Origin of the sequence: Cedecea lapagei, from assembly GCF_900635955.1 — a bacterium.
Classification (GTDB): domain Bacteria; phylum Pseudomonadota; class Gammaproteobacteria; order Enterobacterales; family Enterobacteriaceae; genus Cedecea; species Cedecea lapagei.
The window spans coordinates 1808583-1830365 of sequence record NZ_LR134201.1 but is presented as its reverse complement, the minus strand read 5'-3'; the positions used below and the strand labels follow the sequence as shown (position 1 = coordinate 1830365).

At 54.9% G+C, this 21783-nt stretch carries 21 protein-coding genes; 7 read left to right on the top strand and 14 right to left on the bottom strand.

The window, feature by feature from the left end:
• Window positions 1-37 precede the first annotated feature (37 nt).
• From ftsI to mgrB, 6 genes are all read right to left on the bottom strand, one after another.
• Window positions 38-1783, bottom strand: a complete 1746-nt coding sequence (ftsI, locus tag EL098_RS08910; protein ID WP_126355897.1) for a peptidoglycan glycosyltransferase FtsI — start codon at window positions 1781-1783, stop codon at window positions 38-40.
• Window positions 1784-2012: 229 nt separating this feature from the next.
• Complete coding sequence (cspE, locus tag EL098_RS08905) at window positions 2013-2222, bottom strand: transcription antiterminator/RNA stability regulator CspE (protein WP_001062678.1); 210 nt, start codon at window positions 2220-2222, stop codon at window positions 2013-2015.
• Window positions 2223-2234: 12 nt separating this feature from the next.
• Window positions 2235-2378 (bottom strand): DUF2627 domain-containing protein, encoded by a 144-nt coding sequence (locus tag EL098_RS08900; RefSeq protein WP_008454022.1) that lies wholly within the window; start codon window positions 2376-2378, stop codon window positions 2235-2237.
• Between the two features lie 548 nt (window positions 2379-2926).
• Entirely contained in the window at window positions 2927-3922 is a 996-nt protein-coding gene (locus tag EL098_RS08895; RefSeq protein WP_126355896.1) for an MBL fold metallo-hydrolase, read from the bottom strand.
• A gap of 16 nt (window positions 3923-3938) precedes the next feature.
• Window positions 3939-4217: a YebO family protein gene (locus EL098_RS08890; protein ID WP_126355895.1), complete on the bottom strand. Its 279-nt coding sequence runs from the start codon at window positions 4215-4217 to the stop codon at window positions 3939-3941.
• 54 nt (window positions 4218-4271) lie between these two features.
• Window positions 4272-4415 carry a PhoP/PhoQ regulator MgrB gene (gene mgrB, locus EL098_RS08885; protein ID WP_126355894.1) on the bottom strand — a complete coding sequence of 48 codons (144 nt, stop codon included), beginning with the start codon at window positions 4413-4415 and terminating at the stop codon, window positions 4272-4274.
• Between the two features lie 159 nt (window positions 4416-4574).
• On the opposite strand from mgrB, the gene EL098_RS08880 reads away from it, so the two are divergent.
• Window positions 4575-4814 (top strand): YobH family protein, encoded by a 240-nt coding sequence (locus EL098_RS08880; protein ID WP_126358395.1) that lies wholly within the window; start codon window positions 4575-4577, stop codon window positions 4812-4814.
• A 38-nt stretch (window positions 4815-4852) separates the two neighbouring features.
• Here EL098_RS08880 and kdgR read toward each other — a convergent pair whose 3' ends face one another.
• Entirely contained in the window at window positions 4853-5644 is a 792-nt protein-coding gene (kdgR, locus tag EL098_RS08875; RefSeq protein WP_126355893.1) for a DNA-binding transcriptional regulator KdgR, read from the bottom strand.
• A 175-nt stretch (window positions 5645-5819) separates the two neighbouring features.
• Between kdgR and EL098_RS08870 the strand changes: the two genes are divergently transcribed.
• A complete protein-coding gene (locus EL098_RS08870; protein WP_126355892.1) occupies window positions 5820-7193 on the top strand; it encodes an MFS transporter in 1374 nt (457 codons plus the stop codon).
• Window positions 7194-7238: 45 nt separating this feature from the next.
• Here EL098_RS08870 and htpX read toward each other — a convergent pair whose 3' ends face one another.
• The 4 genes from htpX to EL098_RS08850 form a co-directional block, all read right to left on the bottom strand.
• Window positions 7239-8120 (bottom strand): protease HtpX, encoded by an 882-nt coding sequence (htpX, locus tag EL098_RS08865; protein ID WP_126355891.1) that lies wholly within the window; start codon window positions 8118-8120, stop codon window positions 7239-7241.
• Between the two features lie 192 nt (window positions 8121-8312).
• Window positions 8313-10361, bottom strand: a complete 2049-nt coding sequence (prc, locus tag EL098_RS08860; RefSeq protein ID WP_126355890.1) for a carboxy terminal-processing peptidase — start codon at window positions 10359-10361, stop codon at window positions 8313-8315.
• A 20-nt stretch (window positions 10362-10381) separates the two neighbouring features.
• A complete protein-coding gene (proQ, locus tag EL098_RS08855) occupies window positions 10382-11065 on the bottom strand; it encodes an RNA chaperone ProQ (protein WP_126355889.1) in 684 nt (227 codons plus the stop codon).
• Window positions 11066-11169: 104 nt separating this feature from the next.
• Window positions 11170-11658, bottom strand: coding sequence for a GAF domain-containing protein (locus tag EL098_RS08850; RefSeq protein WP_164716803.1), 489 nt, complete (start codon window positions 11656-11658; stop codon window positions 11170-11172).
• Window positions 11659-11804: 146 nt separating this feature from the next.
• Between EL098_RS08850 and yebS the strand changes: the two genes are divergently transcribed.
• From yebS to EL098_RS08825, 5 genes are all read left to right on the top strand, one after another.
• Window positions 11805-13049, top strand: a complete 1245-nt coding sequence (gene yebS / locus EL098_RS08845; protein ID WP_197718548.1) for a membrane integrity lipid transport subunit YebS — start codon at window positions 11805-11807, stop codon at window positions 13047-13049.
• A complete protein-coding gene (locus tag EL098_RS08840; RefSeq protein ID WP_126355887.1) occupies window positions 13018-15651 on the top strand; it encodes a PqiB family protein in 2634 nt (877 codons plus the stop codon). Before yebS ends, EL098_RS08840 begins: the two co-directional genes overlap by 32 nt.
• Before the next feature lie 79 nt (window positions 15652-15730).
• Window positions 15731-17179 (top strand): 16S rRNA (cytosine(1407)-C(5))-methyltransferase RsmF, encoded by a 1449-nt coding sequence (rsmF, locus tag EL098_RS08835; protein WP_126355886.1) that lies wholly within the window; start codon window positions 15731-15733, stop codon window positions 17177-17179.
• A 104-nt stretch (window positions 17180-17283) separates the two neighbouring features.
• Entirely contained in the window at window positions 17284-17523 is a 240-nt protein-coding gene (locus tag EL098_RS08830; RefSeq protein WP_126355885.1) for a YebV family protein, read from the top strand.
• Window positions 17524-17628: 105 nt separating this feature from the next.
• Window positions 17629-17820, top strand: a complete 192-nt coding sequence (locus EL098_RS08825; RefSeq protein WP_126355884.1) for a YdfD/YebW family protein — start codon at window positions 17629-17631, stop codon at window positions 17818-17820.
• Window positions 17821-17837: 17 nt separating this feature from the next.
• On the opposite strand, the gene EL098_RS08820 is transcribed toward EL098_RS08825, so the two are convergent.
• From EL098_RS08820 to EL098_RS08810, 3 genes are all read right to left on the bottom strand, one after another.
• Entirely contained in the window at window positions 17838-18371 is a 534-nt protein-coding gene (locus tag EL098_RS08820) for a GNAT family N-acetyltransferase (protein WP_197718547.1), read from the bottom strand.
• A gap of 14 nt (window positions 18372-18385) precedes the next feature.
• A complete protein-coding gene (locus EL098_RS08815) occupies window positions 18386-19633 on the bottom strand; it encodes an MFS transporter (protein WP_126355883.1) in 1248 nt (415 codons plus the stop codon).
• Window positions 19634-19885: 252 nt separating this feature from the next.
• Window positions 19886-21382 carry a SulP family inorganic anion transporter gene (locus tag EL098_RS08810; RefSeq protein ID WP_126355882.1) on the bottom strand — a complete coding sequence of 499 codons (1497 nt, stop codon included), beginning with the start codon at window positions 21380-21382 and terminating at the stop codon, window positions 19886-19888.
• Window positions 21383-21783: the final 401 nt, after the last annotated feature.

The window sequence follows — 21783 nt, the reverse complement described above, 5'->3', positions numbered from 1 at the left end:
CGCAAGTGTAACGCCAAATGGCCCCTTTGCGAAACCGCTACATAGCGGCGTGGTCATTCTCCATTTTATTCAATACCAACACGCTGTTATCTCCTGCCGGCAGCCCGTCGGGTTCAATATTTTCAAGGCGCAAAACATCTCCCATAATCTGGCTGAATACCGGGGCCGAAACCGCGCCGCCGTAGTATTTACCGTTTGAAGGATCGTTAATCACCACCACCAGCGCATAGCGAGGATTGCTGGCAGGAGCCACGCCTGCCGTGTAGGCAACATACTGGTCGATGTATTTTCCATCCGGGCCGATCTTTTTCGCCGTCCCGGTTTTTACCGCAACGCGATAGCCGTGGACCGCTGCCTTAACGCCACCGCCGCCCGGAAGCGCCACGCTTTCCATCATATGCTCCACTTCATGAACAATCTCTTCCGGCATCACTCTCTGCCCTTCGACCGGCGGATCGACGCGCGTGATGGAGAGCGGGCGTGAAATACCAAAGCTGCCGATAGTCGCGTAAACGTGAGCAAGCTGAAGCGGCGTCACCATCAGCCCATAGCCAAAGGCGAAGGTCGCTCTGTCCAGCTCGCCCCAGCGCTGGCGCACCGGCAGCAGACCGCGGCTTTCCCCGGTAAGCCCGATAGCCGTCGGTACCCCGAAGCCAAATTTATGGTAAGTGTCCCAGATATGCTGGACGGGCATCGCCAGTGAAAGGCGGGAAACGCCGGTATCGCTCGATTTCTGCAGCACGCCGGTTAACGTCAGCTGCGGATAAAAACCCACGTCCCGAATATGGTGCCCATCAAGGGTAAACGGATGAGTGTCGATCACGCTGTCGGGCCGGACAATCCCCTGCTGCAGCGCCGTCATCACCACCATCGGCTTCACCGTTGAGCCGGGCTCGAAGGTATCGCTTATCGCCCTGTTGCGGAAATCATCAAGCTTTGCGTCATCACGATTGTTTGGGTTAAAGGTGGGATAGTTGGCCATCGCCAGCACTTCACCGGTCTGCACGTCAATGACCACCGCCGCACCGGACTCTGCTTTGTTCCACGACACGGCGTTGCTCAGGGCATCTTCAGTAACGGTTTGCAGCCGTTCATCGATACTGAGCTGAATATTGTGCGCCGGACTGGCCGGGTTTTCGGTGATATTTTCTACCACATGACCGTAGCGGTCTTTACGCACCAGGCGCTCACCCTCTTTGCCGGTGAGCTGTTGGTTAAAGCTCTTCTCGATACCCTCGATGCCCTGATCGTCAATGTTGGTGAAGCCAATCAGGTTGGCGCCCACTCGCCCGGCGGGATAAAAACGGCGTGACTCATCGCGCAGGGCGATGCCGGGAATATTAAGTTTGTCGATGTATTGCGCCTGCTGGGGATCAAGCTGGCGGGCGAGATAGATAAAACGTCCGCGTTCGTTGCTGTGAATGCGTGCGGCGATTTCGCTGAGGGGAACATGAAGCGCAGAGGCCAGGGCCTGCCAGCGGCTGTTGACCAGCACACCGCCCTTTTCCATCACCGTTTTCGGATCAGCCCACACCGCCTCAACCGGCACGCTGACGGCCAGGGGTTTACCGTTGCGGTCCTCTATCATTCCGCGAGGCACCTCAATCGGCTCTTCGCGCAGGGAGCGCATATCCTCCTGCTTAACCAGATTATCAGGCGAGATGATTTGCAGCCAGGCGATACGCCCAAGCAGGAAAATCAGACTTCCGGTGATAGCCACGCACAGTAGCCCAAAACGCCACTGGATAAAATTACCGGTTAAAGCAGGTACACCCTTCTTCACAACCACTCCTTGAACAGCCTAAGCGATTGAAAGATTTAACCAGATTCGGGCATTTTTACCGGGAGAACAGTGCTAATACCTTCGCAGCTTTGCAACAAGAGGCAACAAATGATTCAGTTTGTTAATGACCTGAAAACGTCGATGGGCTGCAGACGTGAAAAAGCCCCGTCGAAACGAGGCTTCTGGCACAATTCGGCGTTATTCGCGCCTGAGCTCTAATCCAGCAGAATTAGATGGCAGTCACGTTAACTGCAGCAGGGCCTTTCTGGCCGTCCTGGATTTCGAATTCAACGTTCTGGCCTTCAGCCAGAGTTTTGAAGCCATTACCCTGGATTGCAGAGAAGTGTACGAATACATCTTTGCTGCCGTCAGCTGGAGTAATGAAACCAAAACCTTTAGACTCGTTGAACCACTTAACTTGACCTTTAATCTTTGCCATTTTGCAAATTCCTTAGATTGTATTCTTCGCCCGCAGGCATAACTTAGATAAAACAGAGACATTACTGCATGAGGCACTAATATAAGGCTCGGCAGAGAAGCGGTATTCAACGACAACGTGTTTACTCAGGTCTTCTTTACTGAAAATGCCACACATAAACAGAACTGTACCTCGTTTAACCCAATGTGTTATCACACACAACGTTACCAATGGCAAGCCATTTTTAAGCATGTGTCGATCTGCCGCACAGATTCAGAAAATTACACGGTTACTTTGAGAAAGTAGCCTGCACTTTTAAACATTAATTTTCACCCTGAAAGTTGCTGCAACAGCTTGTGTTTCAACAATATTCTGGCGACGTCTGAACCTTAGCGTAAACCGCACTTTTCGTCCAGATTTCAGATTAATAAAATCCTGGCGTAAGGATATATCCTTAGAATTTTTTATGCATATCTATGCACAAATTAACCTAAGGCCAATCACCGTGTCCGTTTACGGGCTTAGCCCCGCGTATTTAAAACGTACAGCAGAATAAAGCTTGTACAGTGGTCCTGATATATTGCACCAAAATAATGAAATTTTAATGACACCGTGCCCCAGCATAAGGCAATAAAAACGTTTCGCTAGCGGAAAAAGAGAATGCAGATGTTTTAAGCGGGATAAATAGAAATAAAATCATCACAAAGCGCGATAATAATAAATACTTATTTTTTCGTTAAGGGCAAACTTTGTCCAATACGCAGCGGCGAGAACGCAGCATCAGTTTCGCCCTGCGCTTCCAGCGCCTTACGCAATTCCAGAGGCGGCTTATCGAGCGACTCGTCGGCAAGCTCAAATACTCCCCAGTGGATAGGAATAGTGGTTGGTTTGCCGATCGCTTGCCAGAGGGTTACCGCCTGCTGGGGATCCATATGGTGGTCCCCCATAAACCAGCGGGGCTCATAGGCGCCGATAGGTAAGGCCGCCATATCAAACGGCCCTAATCGCCGGGCGATCTCTGCCAGAGACTCGGTGTAACCGGAATCACCGCTGAACCAAAAGCGCAGCGAGCCATGCTCAATAACCCAGCCGCACCACAGCGACCGGTTACGATCCCAGAAAGTTCGCATACTCCAGTGGCGCGCCGGCACGGGAGTGAAAACCATGCCGCTCCAGTTAAAGCTTTGCCACCAGTCCAGCTCCGTCACCTGCTCTATTCCCCGTTGACTGAACCACCTCTTCAGGCCAAGCGGCACAAAGAAATGCACGTTCGGGAAACGTTTGAACAACCGGCGTACGGTTTTGCTGTCCAGATGGTCATAATGGTTATGCGAAATGAACACCGCATCCAGTCGGGGTAACTGTTTGAGAGCGAGCGGCACTTCGGTTTGCCGTGAAGGGCCGGCAAAAGAAACGGGGGATGCCCGACGGGAGAAAACGGGATCGGTCAGCAAAATGTAGCCATTGAGTCGCAGTAATAAAGTGGCATGCCCCAGCCACCAAACGCGGTCGTCGGTACCGCTCAGGTCTGCCTGTTGCCACCAGCGTTTGATAAAAGCGGAGTAACCTTCGCCCGGCGGCTGCGGCAGATGTTGCGCTTTGCGCTCCTGCCGCCAGCGTTTGAGGTCCCCAGGCTGCCGCTCAGAAGGCTCCGTGTTTCGGAACCCATCGGGCAGATGGTGGGATAACTGCGGGTTATACCAGGGGTTTTTCCAGCTCATCCCACCTCCGGCCTGGTTAGCGTTCCGCTACCAGACGAACAAAGTCGTCATCATTCTCTTCTTGCGCAGCCGCAGCAGGCTTTTCCGGCTCCGGTTCGTTGGCTTCGCACAGGCGACGCAGCAAAGCATTCTGACGCTTCTGGAGATCGACCAGCTCCTCAAGCAACGCAATCTGATCGTTTGCGCGGCTGCTGGAACGATTCACAAAAAACCACAACACAAGACCGACTATCAAGGTCACCAGCGAGATAGCCAGCGGCATGATATTTACTGCACTAAAACCCAATTCGTTCATCTTACCACCTCAAAAAAAAGGCATTCTACACCTGAGGCAGAGAGAGAAGAATCACTACCAGGGGATAAATTTATTAATGGTACAAACGCCGCTGAAAAATTGCACATCCTGGTCGCACATCACATTTATCATTTGAGTCCATAACAGCAGGCAGGTAACAACAATGATAAACACAATCACCCATCTGTACTTTCTCACTACAACGTCACCTCATGACCCAAGAGTTTTGCTAATTTAACACTATCCAATTAAACCATAAGTAACGATTCCTGCTGTTTTATTTCAGAATCATCAGATTGTGCCGCCTGTTATGTTAGTTAAGCTTAACAGAGGAATTAATTGATGTTTGAGGTGGGCATGCGCGTGATTCTCCGTACGATTGTTATTATCGCCATCATCTGGATTGGGCTCCTGCTCTCCGGCTACGGTGTACTGATAGGCAGCAAAGAAAATGCTGCCGGGCTTGGACTCCAGTGTAAGTACCTGACGGCGCGCAATACCGTGACCGCACAGTTTATTCACACCGACAGCGGGATTATTGGTCTGACCGACTGCCCGCTGCTTCGTAAAGTCGACAGGCCTGTTGATAACGGCTAGGTGGCAGGGCCGCGCCGACGGTGCGGCCCTCTCCACGCTCAGAAAGGGTAGTGATGATAGCCCATTTGCTGTGAAAGCGTGCGGGCTGCCTGCTGAAGCCTGTCGACGTATTCTCTAAGTCCTTCCTCGGTGTAGCGCAGCGTTGGGAACGAAATGCTCATTCCGGCAACAACGACACCAAAGCGGTCAAATACCGGCACGGCGACACAACGAATCCCCTCTTCCTGCTCCTCGTTATCCTCACCATAACCCTGCTCACGAACCTGCTGCAGGACGGGAAGCAGCGCCTCGGTGCTGAGGATAGTGCGATCCGTGCTGCGGACATATTCAATGCCGGAGAGAATATCGAGCACCTCCTCTGGCTCTCGCCACGCCAGCAAAACCTTGCCGATAGCCGTGCTATAGAGCGGGTTACGTCGGCCTACCCGGGAGTACATGCGCAGGTTATAGAGCGAGTCAATTTTATGGATATAAACAATACTGCTGTCGTCCAGCGCGCCAAGGTGGATGGCCTCTCTGGTCAAACGCGAAAGCTCGCGCATCTGCAGATCCGCACTACGGATAAGGTCCACGTTTTGCAAAGCGCCGCTGCCCAGCTCAAAGAGCTTCAGCGTGAGAGCATATTTTTCCGACTCTTCTTGCTGAGTGACGTAGCCCAGGGATTTCATCGTCTGCAGAAAGCGATATACGGTGCTCTTGGACATCATCACACGCTGGGAAAGCTCGGTGATCCCAATCTCTTTTTCTTCGCCAAGCGCCTGCAGGATGCCAAAAACTTTCAGCACGGAAGAGACAGAATCGGGTTGTTTATCGGGGTCTGAGAGTGCCATCTATCACCTCGGGCATCGTTGTTTTATAAAAATCGGAACAGCTTTTTAGTATATGGATGACCCTGCGGGGCCGCAATTAAAGCCTGCTGATTCGTTACAAATCTGCAGCGTTGACGGGATTAATTGATGATAAAATCGTTGCCCTCCTAACGACTTCAGACAGCTTATTTCAAGTATGGATAAATTCGTCTCCGACGGCCTGCCTGCGCCCCAGCGCTATGGTGCCATTCTCACCATCGCGCTCGGGATTATGATGGCCGTTCTGGACGGCGCTATCGCTAACGTCGCCCTGCCCACCATTGCCCATGATTTAAATGCCAGCCCGGCAGAATCGATCTGGGTGGTGAACGCTTATCAAATAGCCATTATCGTTTCGCTGCTGTCGCTCTCTTTTCTCGGCGATATTTTCGGCTACCGCCGCATCTATCAGTGCGGGCTGGTGCTGTTCTGCCTGACGTCGCTGTTTTGCGCCACCTCAACATCTCTGCCGATGCTGACATTTGCCCGAGTGCTGCAAGGGTTCGGCGGCGCGGCGTTGATGAGCGTCAATACGGCCCTGATTCGCCTTATTTATCCGCAGCGCTTTCTTGGCCGGGGGATGGGCGTCAATTCGTTTATCGTTGCCGTTTCGTCGGCTGCCGGCCCTACCGTAGCCGCCGCAATCCTCTCCGTCGCTTCCTGGCAGTGGCTGTTTTTAATCAACGTGCCGATCGGCATTGTTTCTCTGGTTTTAGCGCTGCGCTATTTACCGCCTAATCAGCAGAAATCGCAGGGCCAGCGCTTTGACGTGCCGAGCGCAATAATGAACGCCCTCACCTTCGGCCTGCTGATTTCGGCAATCGGTGGTTTTTCACAGGGCCAGCCGGGCCCGGTGGTTATTGGCGAACTGGTCGCCCTGGTGGTGATTGGCTATTTCTTTATTCGCCGCCAGCTTCGCCTTCCGTTCCCGCTGCTGCCGGTTGACCTGCTGAGGATCCCGATTTTTTCGCTGTCTATCGGTACCTCAATATGTTCTTTTGGCGCTCAGATGCTGGCGCTGGTCTCTCTGCCCTTTTTCTTGCAAACCATGCTGGGACGAAGTGAAGTTGAAACGGGGCTGCTGTTAACCCCCTGGCCGCTGGCAACCATGGTGATGGCCCCGCTGGCGGGTTATCTTATTGAGCGAGTTCACGCCGGCCTGATGGGCGCTGTCGGACTTGTGGTGATGGCGTGCGGCCTGTTTGCGCTGGCGATGCTGCCGCACGACCCGTCCGATATCAATATCATCTGGCGTATGGTGCTCTGCGGCGCAGGCTTTGGCCTCTTCCAGTCCCCTAATAACCACACGATTATCTCCTCCGCGCCACGCCACCGTAGCGGCGGCGCCAGCGGCATGCTGGGAACGGCCCGACTGCTCGGCCAGAGCTGCGGAGCCGCGCTGGTGGCGCTGATGTTTAACCTGTTTGGCGCCAGCGGAACTCACGCTTCTCTGATACTGGCCGGGATATTCGCAACCGTAGCCGCCGTTGTCAGCGGCCTGAGAATGTCCCAGCCTCGGGCTCAGGCATAAAAAAAGCGTGCCGCCAGGGCACGCTTTTTGACTTCAGCCTCTCTGCTACGTCAGGTATTCACCGCTGCGTAGCGCTTCAATACGTTTGTCCAGCGGCGGGTGCGTCATGAACAGCTCGCTCATGGACTTTGCCTTACCGTTGATGCAAAACGCCATCATGCTGCTCGCTTCCTGCGGCTCATAGCTGGTTTTCAGGCGCTGCAGGGCGGCTATCATCTTCTCACGCCCCACCAGTTTCGCGGAGCCGGCGTCAGCGTGGAATTCACGATGACGAGAGAACCACATGGTGATGATGCTCGCCAGAATACCAAACACCAGCTCAAGTACCGTTGCCACCGCAAAATAGATCAGCGGGTTACCGTTGCTGCTCTCGTTGTCATCACGGTTCCCGGAGAGGAAACCGGAAGCCACCTGCGCGATGATACGGGAAATAAAGATAACAAAGGTGTTCACCACCCCCTGAATCAGGGTCATGGTCACCATGTCGCCGTTGGCGATGTGGCTAATTTCGTGGGCGATAACCGCTTCGGCTTCGTCACGACTCATGTTCTGCAGCAGACCCGTGCTCACCGCCACCAGAGAGGCATTGCGGCGCGCCCCGGTAGCAAAAGCGTTGATGTCTGGCGCATGATAAATCGCAACCTGCGGCATAGCGATGCCCGCCTGCTGCGACTGCTGGCGCACGGTATCAACTAACCAGCGCTCCGTTTCGTTACGAGGCTGCTCAATCACCTCACCGCCTACTGAACGCAACGCCATCCACTTTGACATCAGCAGGGAAATAAATGAGCCGCCGAAGCCAAACAGCACCGCCATGATCATCAGACCCTGAACGCTGCTTGACTGGATCCCCGTCAGGCTTAGCACCAGCCCGAAAACGACCATTACCGCAAGGTTGGTCAGCAGGAAAAGCCCGATACGCATCATAATTTTCTTTTTACCTCGGTTAAAAACACGCTCTTTGCGCTCCACAACATCGTAGGGGCGCGCCGCACATTTTCAAGCATCTGGCGCCGCCAAGTGATTAATAATACATAACTTTACATTTTGTATGCATTTGTCTTACATCGAGGGAGAGAGGTAAAAAAATGGGCACCGCGTAGGGTGCCCATCAGGGGATTACTTCGCCGGTGCCGGCTGTTCGGCCGGCCTGTCATGCTCCATTCCCGCCAGATCGACGGCAATGTGAACCGTTTCATCGAGGTAAGGATCGGCTTCCTGGTAGTCCTTCGGCAAGTCGTCGAGTTTCTTAATCGGCGCTTTGCCTTCACGCTTGAAGCGATCGTTAATGCGGGCCAGGCGCGTAGCGTCGTCTTCCTGGTTCTCTTTTTCGCGCTGAGCGTAATTGAGGGAAACGATGTTACGTTTTTCTTTCAGGGCATTGAAACGTGCAATGTCCTTCATGATGTACTGGAATTCCGGATCTTTTGCGATGCGATCCTGATGCAGCTTCAGCAACTCAGGCTCAAACGGCGTCAAATCACCGGTCTTCACGTAGGTCGCAGCATTAATGCTGTCCCACGGAAGAGCATTATCTTCGAACTTCTCGCCGGTTTCCGTTTGCTCGGTACCGGTAGGCATCATGATGTCCGGCGTCACACCCTTACGCTGTGTACTGCCGCCGTTGATGCGGTAGAACTTCTGGATGGTGTACTGAACGGAACCCAGCGCCGGCCACTCAGGGCGCAGCATCTGATCGTAGATGCGGTTCAAAGAGCGATACTGCTGCACGGTGCCCTTACCGAAGGTCGGCTCGCCGACAATCAGCGCACGACCGTAATCCTGCATCGCTGCTGCAAAGATTTCAGAGGCCGAGGCGCTAAAGCGGTCAACCAGCACCACCAGCGGCCCTTTGTAGTAGACCACGCCGTCGGTGTCGCTATCTTCACGGACTTTACCGTTGTTGTCGCGCACCTGAACCACCGGACCACTCGGGATGAACAGGCCGGACAGAGAGACAGCCTCGGTCAGCGCACCGCCGCCGTTAGAGCGCAGATCGATAATGACGCTCTTCACGTTCTGTTTTTCCAGCTTCTGCAGCTGAACCTTCACATCATCGGTGAGGCCAACATAGAAGCCTGGAATATCCAGCACGCCAACTTTATCTTTACCGACCGTCTTCACGGACATTTTGACCGCACGATCTTCAAGACGGATACGCTCGCGGGTCAGGGTCACGGTACGGGTTTTGGTGCCTTTGCCCGCAGGCAGGATCTCAAGGCGAACTTTGCTGCCCTTAGGCCCTTTAATCAGCGCCACCACGTCGTCCAGACGCCAGCCGATGACGTCAACCATCGGTTTGCCCGTCTGGCCGACACCGACAATACGATCGCCCACGGTAATAGCCTTGCTTTTAGCTGCAGGGCCACCCGCGACCATCGAATTGATCAGCGTATAGTCATCGTCCATCTGCAGAACCGCACCAATCCCCTCCAGAGAGAGACTCATTTCGGTGTTGAACTGCTCGGTGCTGCGCGGAGAGAGATAGTTGGTATGGGGATCTATCTCATGAGCAAAGGCGGTCATCGCCAGCGAGAAGACATCTTCGCTGTTGCTTTGCGCCAGGCGGCGGATGGCGAACTGATAGCGTTTGGTCAGCGTTTCCCGGATTTCCTGCTCGGTTTTACCGGCAAGCTTCAGGCTCAGCTCGTCGTACTTAACTTTTGCATCCCAGAGTTTGTCCAACTCTTCGACGCTGGTCGGCCACGGCGATTTGCTGCGATCCAGATTGATGGTGTCGTTGCCGGTGAAGTCCATAGGCTTCGCCAGCACCTTCAGCGCGTACTGATAGCGTTCAAAGCGGCGCTTCTGACCCAGGTTGTATAAATCATAAAAGACGTCGAGCTTACCGCTACGCAGCTCATCGCCAATCTGCCCTTTCTTCGCGGCAAACTGCGCAACGTCGCTGGCCAGCAGCACGTTATGGCTGTAGTCCAGCAGATTCAGGTAACGGTCGAAGATTTTTGCCGAGAAGTTAGCGTCCAGATCGAACTGGCGATAGTGTGAGCGGGTAAAGCGAGAGGTGACTCGCTCACTTACCGTCGCGTGCTGAGCCTCTTCCTTCAACTGCGGGATCTGGTCAGCACGAGTGATGTTGTCCAGGGCCAGGGCACTGCCTGCCGCGAACAGCAGGCTGGCGATAGCCGTAAGCTTAAAGAGTTTGTTCATGCCTGAGTCAGGCCTCCGTTTCAGAACTGCAAGTGTTCTGCGCGTACGATCATTGCCATACCAGAAGTCAGCTGTACACGGACGCCATCTTTGGTAATTTCCAGTACGGTAGCATCCATTGCGTTGTTACCGGCTTTGACTTTAATGGCCTGTCCAACCTGCAGAGCAGCAATATCCGTGACCGGAGTACGGCGCTCTTCGCGAGGTGCCTTCGGTGCCGGTTTCTCCGCGCGAGGTTTGCGCTCAGAGGCTTCTTTACGACGGGGGGCGCCGGCCGGGCGAGGTTTACGTTCGCGACGCGGAGCCTCTTCCGTTACGCCTGCAGCTGCGGCCGCTTCGCGTTTCTTCGCCTGCTGCTCAGCGCGCTGGGCCTGAACGCGGGCTTTCGCTTCCTCAAGCTGCTGGCGAGCATGTTCTACATGCTGTTCGTCCAGCTCGCCGCACGGGTTGCCATCAAGATCAACGCGAGTCGCGCCAGCTTTGATGCCGTACAGGTAGCGCCAGCTTGAAGTGTAGAGGCGTAATGCCGAACGAAGCTGAGTTTTGCTGAGGCTCATTTCGCCTTCAACACGGGAGACCAAATCCTGGAAGATGCCAATCTTCAACGGACGAGCTTCACCTTCAGCGCTAAAACAGCGTGGAAAACGCTCGGCCAAAAATGCGATGACTTCTTTACTGCTATTCAACTTAGGTTGATTTTCCATGAAATTTCCTGATTACAACGGAATTGCCAATAAGTCGCAGGCATGAACAGGCGACATTATAATGACGCCATCGCTAAATGCCACGTTATCCGTTGCTTATCATGCTATCGAGGGAAGAATTTTTTAAAATCAGTGCCGATTAGCACATCTGTTAGCCCTGAAACCAGAGTTTTTAAGCCGATTTCGTCTTCTTCTGAAAAACGGCCGTACTCGGTGCTGTCGATGTCCAGTACGCCGATTGTCTGGCCATCTACCGTCAACGGCAGGACAATTTCAGAATTGCTGGCGGCATCGCAGGCGATGTGACCGTCAAAGGCGTGCACGTCTTCGACTCGTTGAATTGTTCCTGTGGCCACGGCCGTACCGCATACGCCCTTGCCTACCGGGATCCGCACGCAGGCAATTTTGCCCTGGAAGGGACCCAGCACTAGCGTTTGCGCCTCAAGCAGATAGAATCCTGCCCAGTTCACACCGTCCAGGCGTTCAAACAGCAAAGCGCTGGTATTCGCAAGGGTTGCGAGGAAGCTGGTTTCACCTGCCATTAACGCACTAAAATCGCGGTTGAGATCCGCGTAAAATTGTTCTTTGCTCATTAAATAACCGTTATGTTGTCTTACTTTACTTCGTAGCATACTAAAATAAGCATTAAATGCGCTGTGCCACAAGGTGTATCATTTTATGAATTACGATAGGCTAAATGAATAATTCAGATAACAACGCTCCCGGCTCACGACGCACTATGAAAATACACGCCATTAGTCAGGCATTGCCTCAGGCACGTTATCAGCGTTGTCCTCAATGCGATACCCTTTTCTCACTGCCGCCGGTCAAATCAACACAAAGTGCCTACTGCCCCTGCTGCGAGGCACGGGTGCATCATGGCCGGGACTGGTCTTTAACCCGCCTGGGAGCCATGGCGGTGGCGATGCTGGTCCTGATGCCGGTCGCCTTCTCCGATCCGCTGCTGCGCATTTATCTGCTGGGTTCCCGGATTGACGCCAACGTTATGCAGGGGATCTGGCAGATGGCGAGTCAGGGAGACGTGCTCACCGCCGCCGCGGTGCTCTTCTGCGTCGTCGGAGCGCCGGCTACGCTTGTCGCGGCTATCGCCTACCTCTGTTTCGGCAATATTCTCGGCATGAACCTTCGGCCAGTGCTGCTGATGCTGGATAAGCTCAAAGAGTGGGTGATGCTGGATATCTATCTGGTCGGCATAGGCGTGGCCTGTATTAAGGTTCGCGAGTACGCATTTATCCAGCCAGGCCCCGGCCTTATCGCCTTTATCGCGCTGGTTGTGCTGAGCCTGCTGACGATGATCCACCTGAACATTGAGCAACTCTGGGAACGCTTCTACCCACAGCGTCCGGCGCGCGCCTTTAACGCACAGCTGCGGGTTTGCCTGGGCTGCCATTTCACCGGCGTGCCCGACGAGCGAGGCCGCTGCCCTCGCTGCCACGTGCCGCTCTACGCACGTCGAAAGCACAGCTTACAGAAATCCTGGGCCGCGCTGATTGCCTCCCTGGTCTTTCTGCTGCCGGCAAACCTGCTGCCTATTTCGGTTATCTACGTCAACGGCGCACGGCAGGAAGACACTATTATGTCGGGCATTATCTCTCTGGCGCACAGCAATATCGCCGTCGCCGCGGTGGTGTTTATCGCCAGTATCCTGGTGCCGTTTACTAAAGTTATTGTATTGATTACGCTTCTTATCAGCATTCATTTCAAATGCCAGCAGGGGCTCAAAACCCGTATTTTACTGCTGCGCTTTGTCACCTGGATTGGCCGCTGGTCTATGCTCGATCTGTTTGTCATTGCATTGATGATGTCACTGGTTAACCGTGACCAGCTGTTAGCCTTTACGATGGGTCCCGCCGCAGTCTTCTTTGGTGCGGCGGTTATATTAACTATTCTTGCCGTCGAATGGCTGGATAGCCGACTACTTTGGGACGCACATGAGTCAGGAAACGCCCGCTTCACCGACTGAAGCGCGAATTAAAACGAAACGCCGGATCTCTCCTTTCTGGTTGTTACCTATTATTGCGTTGCTGATCGCCGGCTGGCTGATCTGGACGACCTATCAGGAGCGCGGTAACACCGTGACCATCGATTTTATCTCCGCCGACGGTATTGTTGCCGGCCGCACGCCCGTGCGCTATCAGGGGGTTGAAGTCGGCACCGTGCAGAACATCAGTCTGAGCGATGACCTGCGTAAAATCGAAGTTAAAGTCAGCATCAAAAGCGACATGAAGGACGCGTTGCGTAAGGATACGCAGTTTTGGCTGGTGACGCCGAAGGCCTCGCTCGCAGGGGTATCCGGTCTTGATGCGCTGGTCGGAGGGAACTACATCGGCATGATGCCGGGCAAAGGTGAGCCAAGCGACCACTTCGCCGCGCTCGATACCCAGCCCAAATACCGGCTTGATAACGGCGAGCTGATGATTCACCTGCACGCTCCTGATCTAGGCTCCCTGAACAGCGGCTCGCTGGTCTACTTCCGTAAAATTCCGGTTGGCCGCGTCTATGACTACTCGATAAATCAGAACAAACAGGGCGTTACCGTCGACGTGCTTATCGATCGCCGTTTCACAAACCTCGTGAAAAAAGGCAGCCGTTTCTGGAACGTCTCCGGCGTGAAGGCCGATGTGGGATTAAGCGGCGCAAAAGTTCAGCTTGAAAGCCTGGCGGCCCTGGTGAATGGCGCTATCGCCTTCGACTCCCCCGATAACTCAGAGCCGGCAAAAGCCGATGATGAATTTGGGCTGTATGAAGACCTGGCCCACAGCCAGCGCGGCGTAATTATTAACCTCGACCTTCCGGGCGGCGATGGCCTCAAAGCAGGCTCTACAAAGCTGATGTACCAGGGGCTGGAAGTGGGCTCGCTCACTAAGCTCAACCTCAACCCTGGCGGTGCCGTCACCGGCGAAATGACCGTTGACCCTGGCGTTGTTAGCCTGATGCGTAGCGGTACCCGCATTGAGCTTCGCAGCCCTAAAATCTCCCTCGATAATCCGAGCATCAGTACCCTGCTCACCGGCAGCACCTTTGAGCTTGTCCCCGGAGAAGGTGAACCGCAGAATAAATTTACCGTGGTGGCGAGCGACAAAACGCCGCTACAGAAGCCTGACGTATTAACGCTCTCCCTGAGCGCGCCGGAAAGCTACGGCATTGATGCCGGGCAGCCCATCATCCTGCACGGAATAGAAATCGGCCAGGTGGTAGAGCGTAACCTTTCGGCAAAAGGCGTCACCTTCTCCGTCGCCATCGAGCCGCAGTATCGCCATCTGCTGCAGGGCGACAGCAAGTTTGTCGTCAACAGCCGCATTGACGTTAAGCTCGGCATGGACGGCGTCGAGCTCCTTGGCGCCAGCGCCAGCGAATGGGTAAACGGCGGCATCCGCGTCCTTCCGGGCAGTAAAGGCGAGATGAAAAGCAGCTATCCGCTTTACGCCAACATGGAAAAAGCCATCGAAAACAGCCTCAGCGATATCCCGACCACAACGTTAACGCTGACGGCGTCCAGCCTGCCGGATATTCAAACGGGCTCGGTGGTGCTTTACCGCAAATTCCAGGTTGGGGAAATTATCACCATTCGTCCTCGTGCCGATAACTTTGATATTGATGTTCACATCAAGCCGGAATATCGCAAGCTGCTGACGCCCAACACCGTATTTTGGGCCGAGGGCGGCGCACGCGTACAGCTAAACGGTAGCGGGCTCACCGTTCAGGCCTCTCCTCTTTCGCGGGCGCTGAAAGGCGCCATCAGCTTTGACAATATGAGCGGCGCGAGCGTCGGCCTGGTGAAAGGCGAGAAGCGCGTGCTTTATGCTTCTGAAACCGCTGCGCGGGCCGTAGGTAGCCAGATCACTCTGCATACGTTCGACGCAGGGAAGCTTTCAGCTGGTATGCCCATCCGCTATCTGGGGATTGATATCGGTCAGCTTGAGTCGTTGAACCTGACAAAGTCGCGCAACGAAGTCGAAGCGAAAGCCGTTCTCTACCCTGAATATGTTTCCACTTTCGCCCGCAGCGGCACCCGCTTCTCCGTGGTGACGCCGCAAATCTCCGCGGCAGGGGTCGATCATCTCGATACGATTTTACAGCCTTATATCAACGTTGAGCCGGGCAACGGCAACCCGCGTCGTGACTTTGAGTTGCAGGAAGCGTCAATCACTGACTCCCGTTATTCCGACGGCCTGAACATCGTGCTCGAAGTGCCGGAAGCTGGTTCGCTTAGCATCGGCACCCCGGTCCTGTTCCGCGGAATTGAAGTCGGGACGGTGACCGGCATGACGCTCGGCAATCTCTCAGACCGCGTGATGGTTGGCCTGCGCATCAGCAAGCGTTACCAGCATCTGGTGCGGGACAGCTCTGTATTCTGGTTGGCTTCCGGCTACAGCCTGGACTTTGGCTTAACCGGCGGCGTGGTGAAAACCGGGACCTTCAACCAGTTTATTCGCGGCGGTATCGCCTTTGCGACGCCACCGGGTATCCCGCTCTCGCCGAAGGCCGAAGCCGGTAAACATTTCCTGCTGCAGGAAAGTGAGCCGAAAGAGTGGCGCCAGTGGGGAACGGCCCTGCCGCGCTAACCCTCAAGCCCGGTGCGGTGCGCCGCCCGGGCAATTCCGTGTTAAACTGCGCCCCTTCATTTTTCCAGGGGCGTTTTTCATGGCTCAATCTACTGCCGTTTATCTTCCGCAATCTTTTCTCGAGGCTATTCGCGAGGCGCTGCCCGCCGATCAGACGCTGGAAAGTTTTATCGAGTATTGCCAGCTGCCGCTGCGCCGCAGCCTGCGCGTTAACACGCTGAAGATCTCCGTTGCCGACTTTCTGGCACTTGTTGCCCCCTACAACTGGCGCCTGACGCAAGTTCCCTGGTGCGAAGAAGGTTTCTGGATTGAGCGAGATGATGAAGAAACCCTGCCGCTTGGCAGCACCGCCGAGCACCTGAGCGGCCTGTTCTATATTCAGGAAGCCAGCTCGATGCTCCCCGTAGCCGCCCTGTTTGCCGACGGCAATGATCCGCAGCGCATCATGGACGTCGCCGCTGCACCTGGTTCGAAAACCACCCAGATTGCCGCCCGCATGGGCAATAAAGGCGCTATCCTGGCGAACGAATATTCCGCCAGCCGCGTAAAGGTGCTTCACGCCAACATCAGCCGCTGCGGCATCAGCAACGTGGCGCTTACCCATTTTGATGGTCGCGTGTTTGGTGCAGCCTTACCGGAATCCTTCGACGCCATTCTGCTTGATGCGCCCTGTTCCGGCGAAGGCGTGGTGCGGAAAGATCCGGACGCCCTGCGCAACTGGTCGCCAGAAAGTACGGCCGAAATAGCCAATACCCAGCGCGAACTGATCGCAAGCGCGTTTCACGCCCTGCGCCCGGGCGGCACGCTGGTTTACTCAACCTGCACCCTTAATCGCCAGGAAAACCAGGAAATTTGCCAGTGGCTGCTGGATACCTGGCCGGACGCAGCGGAAGTCGCTCCCCTCAGTGAGCTTTTTCCGGACGCGGCTCGCGCGCTAACGCCGGAAGGTTTCCTGCACGTCTTCCCGCAGATTTACGACTGCGAAGGCTTTTTTGTCGCTCGTTTACGTAAAACTGCCTCCATTGAGCCACTTCCAGCTCCCGGCTATAAAGTGGGGAAATTCCCCTTCGTGCCAATGAAAGGCAAACCCGCAGCGGAAGTGACCGCCGCGGCGGAAAAATCGGGCCTGTGCTGGGGCGATGAGCTACGCCTGTGGCTGCGCGATAAAGAGATCTGGCTGTTCCCGACCGGGATTGAACCGCTTATCGGTAAAGTACGCTTCTCCCGCATTGGCCTTAAGCTCGCCGAACAGCACAATAAAGGCTTTCGCTGGCAGCATGAAGCCGTGGTTGCCCTGGTAAAAAGTGACAACCCACTGTGCTTCCCGCTGAACGAGGCTGAGGCCGAAGAGTGGTATCGTGGGCGTGACATCTACCCGGAAGTGACACCGTCACGCGATGAGGTTATTGTCACTTTTCAGGATCAGCCCCTTGGACTCGCTCGCAAAGTGGGCTCGCGCCTGAAGAACAGCTACCCAAGAGAGCTGGTGCGCGACGGCAAGCTTTTTGCTGCGCCTCAGGCTGGCTGATGAAATAAGCACTTTTTAAGTTGGCAATTTGTGCTGCCTTGACTACGCTGAAAATGGGGTGACCACTGGTCATACCACCTGCCGCAGCTAACAAGGAGTCAAAGATGACAAAAACCAACGTCCGGATCGGCATCTTCGAGATCGACGATGCCGAATTACACGGTGAACACCAGGGGGATCGAACGTTAAGCATCCCCTGCAAGTCTGACCCTGACCTGTGCATGCAGCTTGATGCCTGGGATGGTGAAACCTCTATTCCTGCCGTACTTGATGGCGAACACTCCGTCCTTTACCTGCAACATTACGATCAGCAGCGTGATGCCTGGGTCATGCGTCTTGCATAACTCAAGATGAACCCGTCCACGAGACGGGTTATTTTAGCGGTTTATTTCCCCCACTCCCTCAGGCTCCCCTACACTTAATCGAAACGAAGCGGTTCTGAGGCGCTCATGTTTGCTTTGGTTTTATTTGTCTGTTACCTGGACGGCGGCTGCGACGATCTGGTGCTGGAGGTATTCACCACCGAGCGCCAGTGCCTGAGCGCAATGAGCGAACAGCGTATGCGGCACGGGGGATGCTACCCGGTTGAGGGGTTTATCGACGGGTTCTGGCAGCCTGCCGAGCAGTACAGCGACTTCTGAGCAGGCGCCAGGGCACACTAGCGGTTTAGCGGGCGCACCAGCATTCTTACCGGTTTGCCGTGGTACTCAACATAATGACGGAAAGCAAAGCCGAATCGCTCCGCAAGCCCAATTGAGCGCTGGTTGTCGTCATCGATAATGCAGCAAACAGGCCCTTCGAAGTGATTATCCGCCCAACGTAAAATCTCGCTAAGCGCCTCAGCCGCATAGCCTTTACCGTGTACGGCGGGAATGAGCGACCAGCCCGCCTCCGGGTATTCCAGCGCTGGCGTAAGATTTCGTTTAACCTCCTGGAAGCCAAACGATCCGACAAATCGCCCGCTCTGTTTCTCAAACAAAGCCCAGTAACCGTAGCCAAGCGCCTGCCAGTGGCCAATATAGCGCATCAGTCGTCCCCAGCTCATCTCGCCGTCCTGCGGTTTCCCGCCGCCGATAAACTTCACCATCTCCGGGTCTGACCAACAGGCAACCAGCGCGTCATAGTCGTCCAGCGTGAAGTGGCGCAGGATAAGGCGTTCCGTTTCAAGACGTGGTGCTTCAGTAACCATCATGACTCCGCTCAGTTTTACTCTTGTAATCGTTGTTTAAGGCCGGATTTGCAGCCGTAAATAATAGCGCACAGCAGCAGGCTAAACAGCATGGTAGCCAAAAACACGCCCGCACCGGTCAGGGTCAGCATAACGCCGCCGATCAACGGCCCCAACGCGATACCTAAGGTGGTCAGCGTAGAGGCCCCGAGGTAGGCCCCTCGATGCTCATCCGGCGCCAGCTGATCCAGCAGGATATTCAGATTTGGCATCAGGATCGCTTCGCCAATGCTGAAAATGACCGTCACACCCACCCAAATCAACGCATCCGGCGTCCTCACGGACCAGAACAGAAGCTGTGAAATCGCAAAGATAGCGCCGCCCAGTAAAATCCGGTTAGGCAGGCTGACCTGCGCCAAAAAACGAACCAGGAATAGCTGCGCTATTAATACCGTACAGGCATTCGACACCAGAATCAGCGTAATAAGCTTCACCGCCGCGTCCGCGTCCAGGGTCAGTAAATAAAGCGGCACCACGGATTCATAGTGAACAAAAACCACGGCGCACAGCATGCTGCAGAGTAGCGCCGCGACAAAAAGTTTATCCCGGGCAATAATCAGCATAACTTCGTGCAATCTTGCTGCAGGTTTATATTCACTTACATCTGCCACCAGCTTTCCGGCAGGAATAAACAGTAAGGTATAAACCAGCAGCGGCAAATAACTAATGGCGGTTATTACAAAGGTTCCTTTTTGCGACGTCAGCCCAAAAGCAATGCCGACAAGTGGCCCGGTAACCGCCGCAACGTTCACCAGATAGTAGCGAATCTGCAGCGCCAGAGCGCGGCGGCGACGGTCGCCCAGCAAGTCGCTCATCAGGGCACGCGTTGGAGGCTCTACCCACGCAAAACAGACGCCAACAATCATTAGCCCAATGATAAATAACGCCATTCCCGTCGCCAGTCCAAGCAGCGCATAGCCCACAAACGACAGCGCACAGCCAAGCGAAAGCACGCCACGACGGCCTAACTTGTCCGACAGCTGCCCGCCGTACATCCCCAGCGCCACGGCCAACAGTGCGCTGCTGGTCATTGCTACCCCGACGGAGATCGGCGAGAGATGATAATTACGGGTCATGATCACCGTCATAAACGGCCACGCCATAAAATAGCTAAAGCGAATCACCAGGGTAAAAAAAAGCAGCGCAATCACCGTTGCAGGAAAAGTTTTTACCGTCGGCCAAAAACCGCGCGCAGCGTCCTCACGGACGGCATCGTTTGTCGTCATAAAGTGTCCTGTTATTTATCGTTATAGTGGAGGAAGGGCCGCTTATATTACTAAGCGGTTAAATAGTAATAAGTTATTCCGTATTCGCTGGCAACGTAAATGTTACGAAAATGTTTATTTCACCAGCTTGTCATTTAAACCGTAAACAGGGCAGCGGAAAGTAGTAGAAAATTGCGATCGCACCGGCAAAAAGCGGCATTTCGTGCTGAGGCAAAGCAAGGAGAACCGGCAGCGAACGCCGCCGGCAAAGCGTTAAAGCTTACCGCTCAGGCGCTGATGAAAATCGGCGCTGTGGGTATCGAGACCTCTAATCTCAACGTGCGCCCGGTAGCGCTGATAACGCGTCTCAACGGCGTCGAGCACGGCAACGGTGGAGGCATCCCAAATTTGCGCATGAGTGAGGTCGATAATCACCCGCTGCGGATCGTCGGCATAATGAAAATGCTCCACCAGATCGTTGCTGCTGGCAAAGAATAGCGGCCCACGCACCCGGTAAATGACTTCGCTACCGTCTTCTGCAAGCTGCCGCTCGGCGCGGACGACATGGGCAATACGGCGAGCAAACAGCATCATTGCAAAAATGACGCCGCCCAGCACGCCAAGCGCCAGGTTGTCGGTATAAACCGTAACGGCGACGGTGGTAATCATCACCAGCGTTTCCGGAAGCGGCATACGCCGCAGCGTAGCGGGAGAGATGCTGTGCCAGTTCAATGTTTTCGCCGCCACAATCATCATGATCCCGGCCAGCACCACCATCGGGATTTTGGCCATCACCTCGCTAAGGGCGGTCACCAGCAGCAGCAGCACCAGCGCAGCGGCGACGGTCGAAAGCCGCGTGCGCCCTCTTCCCAACTCAACGTTAACAATGGTTTGCCCGATCATCGCGCAGCCCGCAATGCCGCCATAAAAACCGGCGAAAATATTGGAAACGCCGAGTCCCCAGCATTCGCGGCGCTTGCTGGACGGCGTGTCCGTCAGGTCATCCACCAGCTTCGCGGTCAGCAGAGATTCCATCAGACCAACGAAGGCGATACTTAACGCGCAGGGCCAGATAATGCGTAACGTCTCGAGGTTAAGCGGCACCATAAGCTCGGTTAATCCCGGTAGCCCTGCCTTCATTGGCCCGCTGTCGCCGACCGTGGGCAATACCCAGCCCATTGCCATACTCAGGCCGGTCACCAGCACGATAGCCACCAGCGGCGAAGGGACTGATTTCAGCACCTTCGGCAGCAGCAGCACAACACCAAGCGTTACGGCAAACAGCCCCCAAACCAGCGGCGATTGCCCCCAGACATGAGGGACCTGGGCAAAGAAAATAAGGATACCAAGCGCATTCACGAAGCCGGTCATCACCGAAAGCGGTATATAACGCATCATGCGCGCAAGCCCGGTGACACCGAACAGGATCTGGATCCCCCCGGCCAGCACCACCGCAGGCAGGATATAGCCGACGCCGTACTGGTGGACCATCGGCCCAATCACTAACGCTACCGATCCTGCGGCGGCGGTGACCATCGCCGGACGGCCGCCGAGGATTGACATCGCGAAACAGAGCACAATGGAAGCTATCAGGCTGACTTTGGGATCGACGCCGGCAATTAAAGAAAAGGAGATCACTTCGGGGATCAGCGCCAGGGCGGTAACAACCCCGGCGAGCACCTCTCGCTGGATCAGCCTTGGAGAGCGGATCACAGCGCGCAGGCTATTTTCTTGAGCATGTTGAGCGGCAAGCTCGGTTTGATTTGTCATAGAGAAATGCAGGCTTATAGTCATGGATGCCGCGTCTCTGTGGGAACGCGGTCAGTAAGGCCGGAATTGTAGCCTTGTCGCCATGGTGATGCGAGTATTTGTGACCTAAATCACTTGTTACCGCGTTGCCGTTGCGCGCCCCGCCGTTTGCGCAACAAATAATTAACAACTTCACTCAAAAAACGCTGGACGGCGAGCTATTAAGGTGTGGTATGGTTTTAGTGCACAGGCAGAGCCGAAGCGTTATGGGAAACGCTTCACGCGCAGGCGGGCTCGCCGGATCCCGAATAAAAAAAGACCGAATACGATTCCTGTATTCGGTCCAGGGAAATGGCTCTTGGGAGAGAGCCGTGCGCTAAAAGTTGGCATTAATGCAGGCTAAGTCGCCTTGCCTCTTAAGA

Bases quoted from the DNA above. Each gene is read 5' to 3' on its own strand.
- cspE (WP_001062678.1), bottom strand. From the start codon at position 2,222: ATGGCAAAGATTAAAGGTCAAGTTAAGTGGTTCAACGAGTCTAAAGGT.
- EL098_RS08900 (WP_008454022.1), bottom strand. From the start codon at position 2,378: ATGTGTGGCATTTTCAGTAAAGAAGACCTGAGTAAACACGTTGTCGTT.
- EL098_RS08895 (WP_126355896.1), bottom strand. From the start codon at position 3,922: ATGAGCTGGAAAAACCCCTGGTATAACCCGCAGTTATCCCACCATCTG.
- EL098_RS08890 (WP_126355895.1), bottom strand. From the start codon at position 4,217: ATGAACGAATTGGGTTTTAGTGCAGTAAATATCATGCCGCTGGCTATC.
- EL098_RS08880 (WP_126358395.1), top strand. From the start codon at position 4,575: ATGCGCGTGATTCTCCGTACGATTGTTATTATCGCCATCATCTGGATT.
- kdgR (WP_126355893.1), bottom strand. From the start codon at position 5,644: ATGGCACTCTCAGACCCCGATAAACAACCCGATTCTGTCTCTTCCGTG.
- EL098_RS08870 (WP_126355892.1), top strand. From the start codon at position 5,820: ATGGATAAATTCGTCTCCGACGGCCTGCCTGCGCCCCAGCGCTATGGT.
- htpX (WP_126355891.1), bottom strand. From the start codon at position 8,120: ATGATGCGTATCGGGCTTTTCCTGCTGACCAACCTTGCGGTAATGGTC.
- prc (WP_126355890.1), bottom strand. From the start codon at position 10,361: ATGAACAAACTCTTTAAGCTTACGGCTATCGCCAGCCTGCTGTTCGCG.
- proQ (WP_126355889.1), bottom strand. From the start codon at position 11,065: ATGGAAAATCAACCTAAGTTGAATAGCAGTAAAGAAGTCATCGCATTT.
- EL098_RS08850 (WP_164716803.1), bottom strand. From the start codon at position 11,658: ATGAGCAAAGAACAATTTTACGCGGATCTCAACCGCGATTTTAGTGCG.
- yebS (WP_197718548.1), top strand. From the start codon at position 11,805: ATGAAAATACACGCCATTAGTCAGGCATTGCCTCAGGCACGTTATCAG.
- EL098_RS08840 (WP_126355887.1), top strand. From the start codon at position 13,018: ATGAGTCAGGAAACGCCCGCTTCACCGACTGAAGCGCGAATTAAAACG.
- rsmF (WP_126355886.1), top strand. From the start codon at position 15,731: ATGGCTCAATCTACTGCCGTTTATCTTCCGCAATCTTTTCTCGAGGCT.
- EL098_RS08830 (WP_126355885.1), top strand. From the start codon at position 17,284: ATGACAAAAACCAACGTCCGGATCGGCATCTTCGAGATCGACGATGCC.
- EL098_RS08825 (WP_126355884.1), top strand. From the start codon at position 17,629: ATGTTTGCTTTGGTTTTATTTGTCTGTTACCTGGACGGCGGCTGCGAC.
- EL098_RS08820 (WP_197718547.1), bottom strand. From the start codon at position 18,371: ATGATGGTTACTGAAGCACCACGTCTTGAAACGGAACGCCTTATCCTG.
- EL098_RS08815 (WP_126355883.1), bottom strand. From the start codon at position 19,633: ATGACGACAAACGATGCCGTCCGTGAGGACGCTGCGCGCGGTTTTTGG.
- EL098_RS08810 (WP_126355882.1), bottom strand. From the start codon at position 21,382: ATGACAAATCAAACCGAGCTTGCCGCTCAACATGCTCAAGAAAATAGC.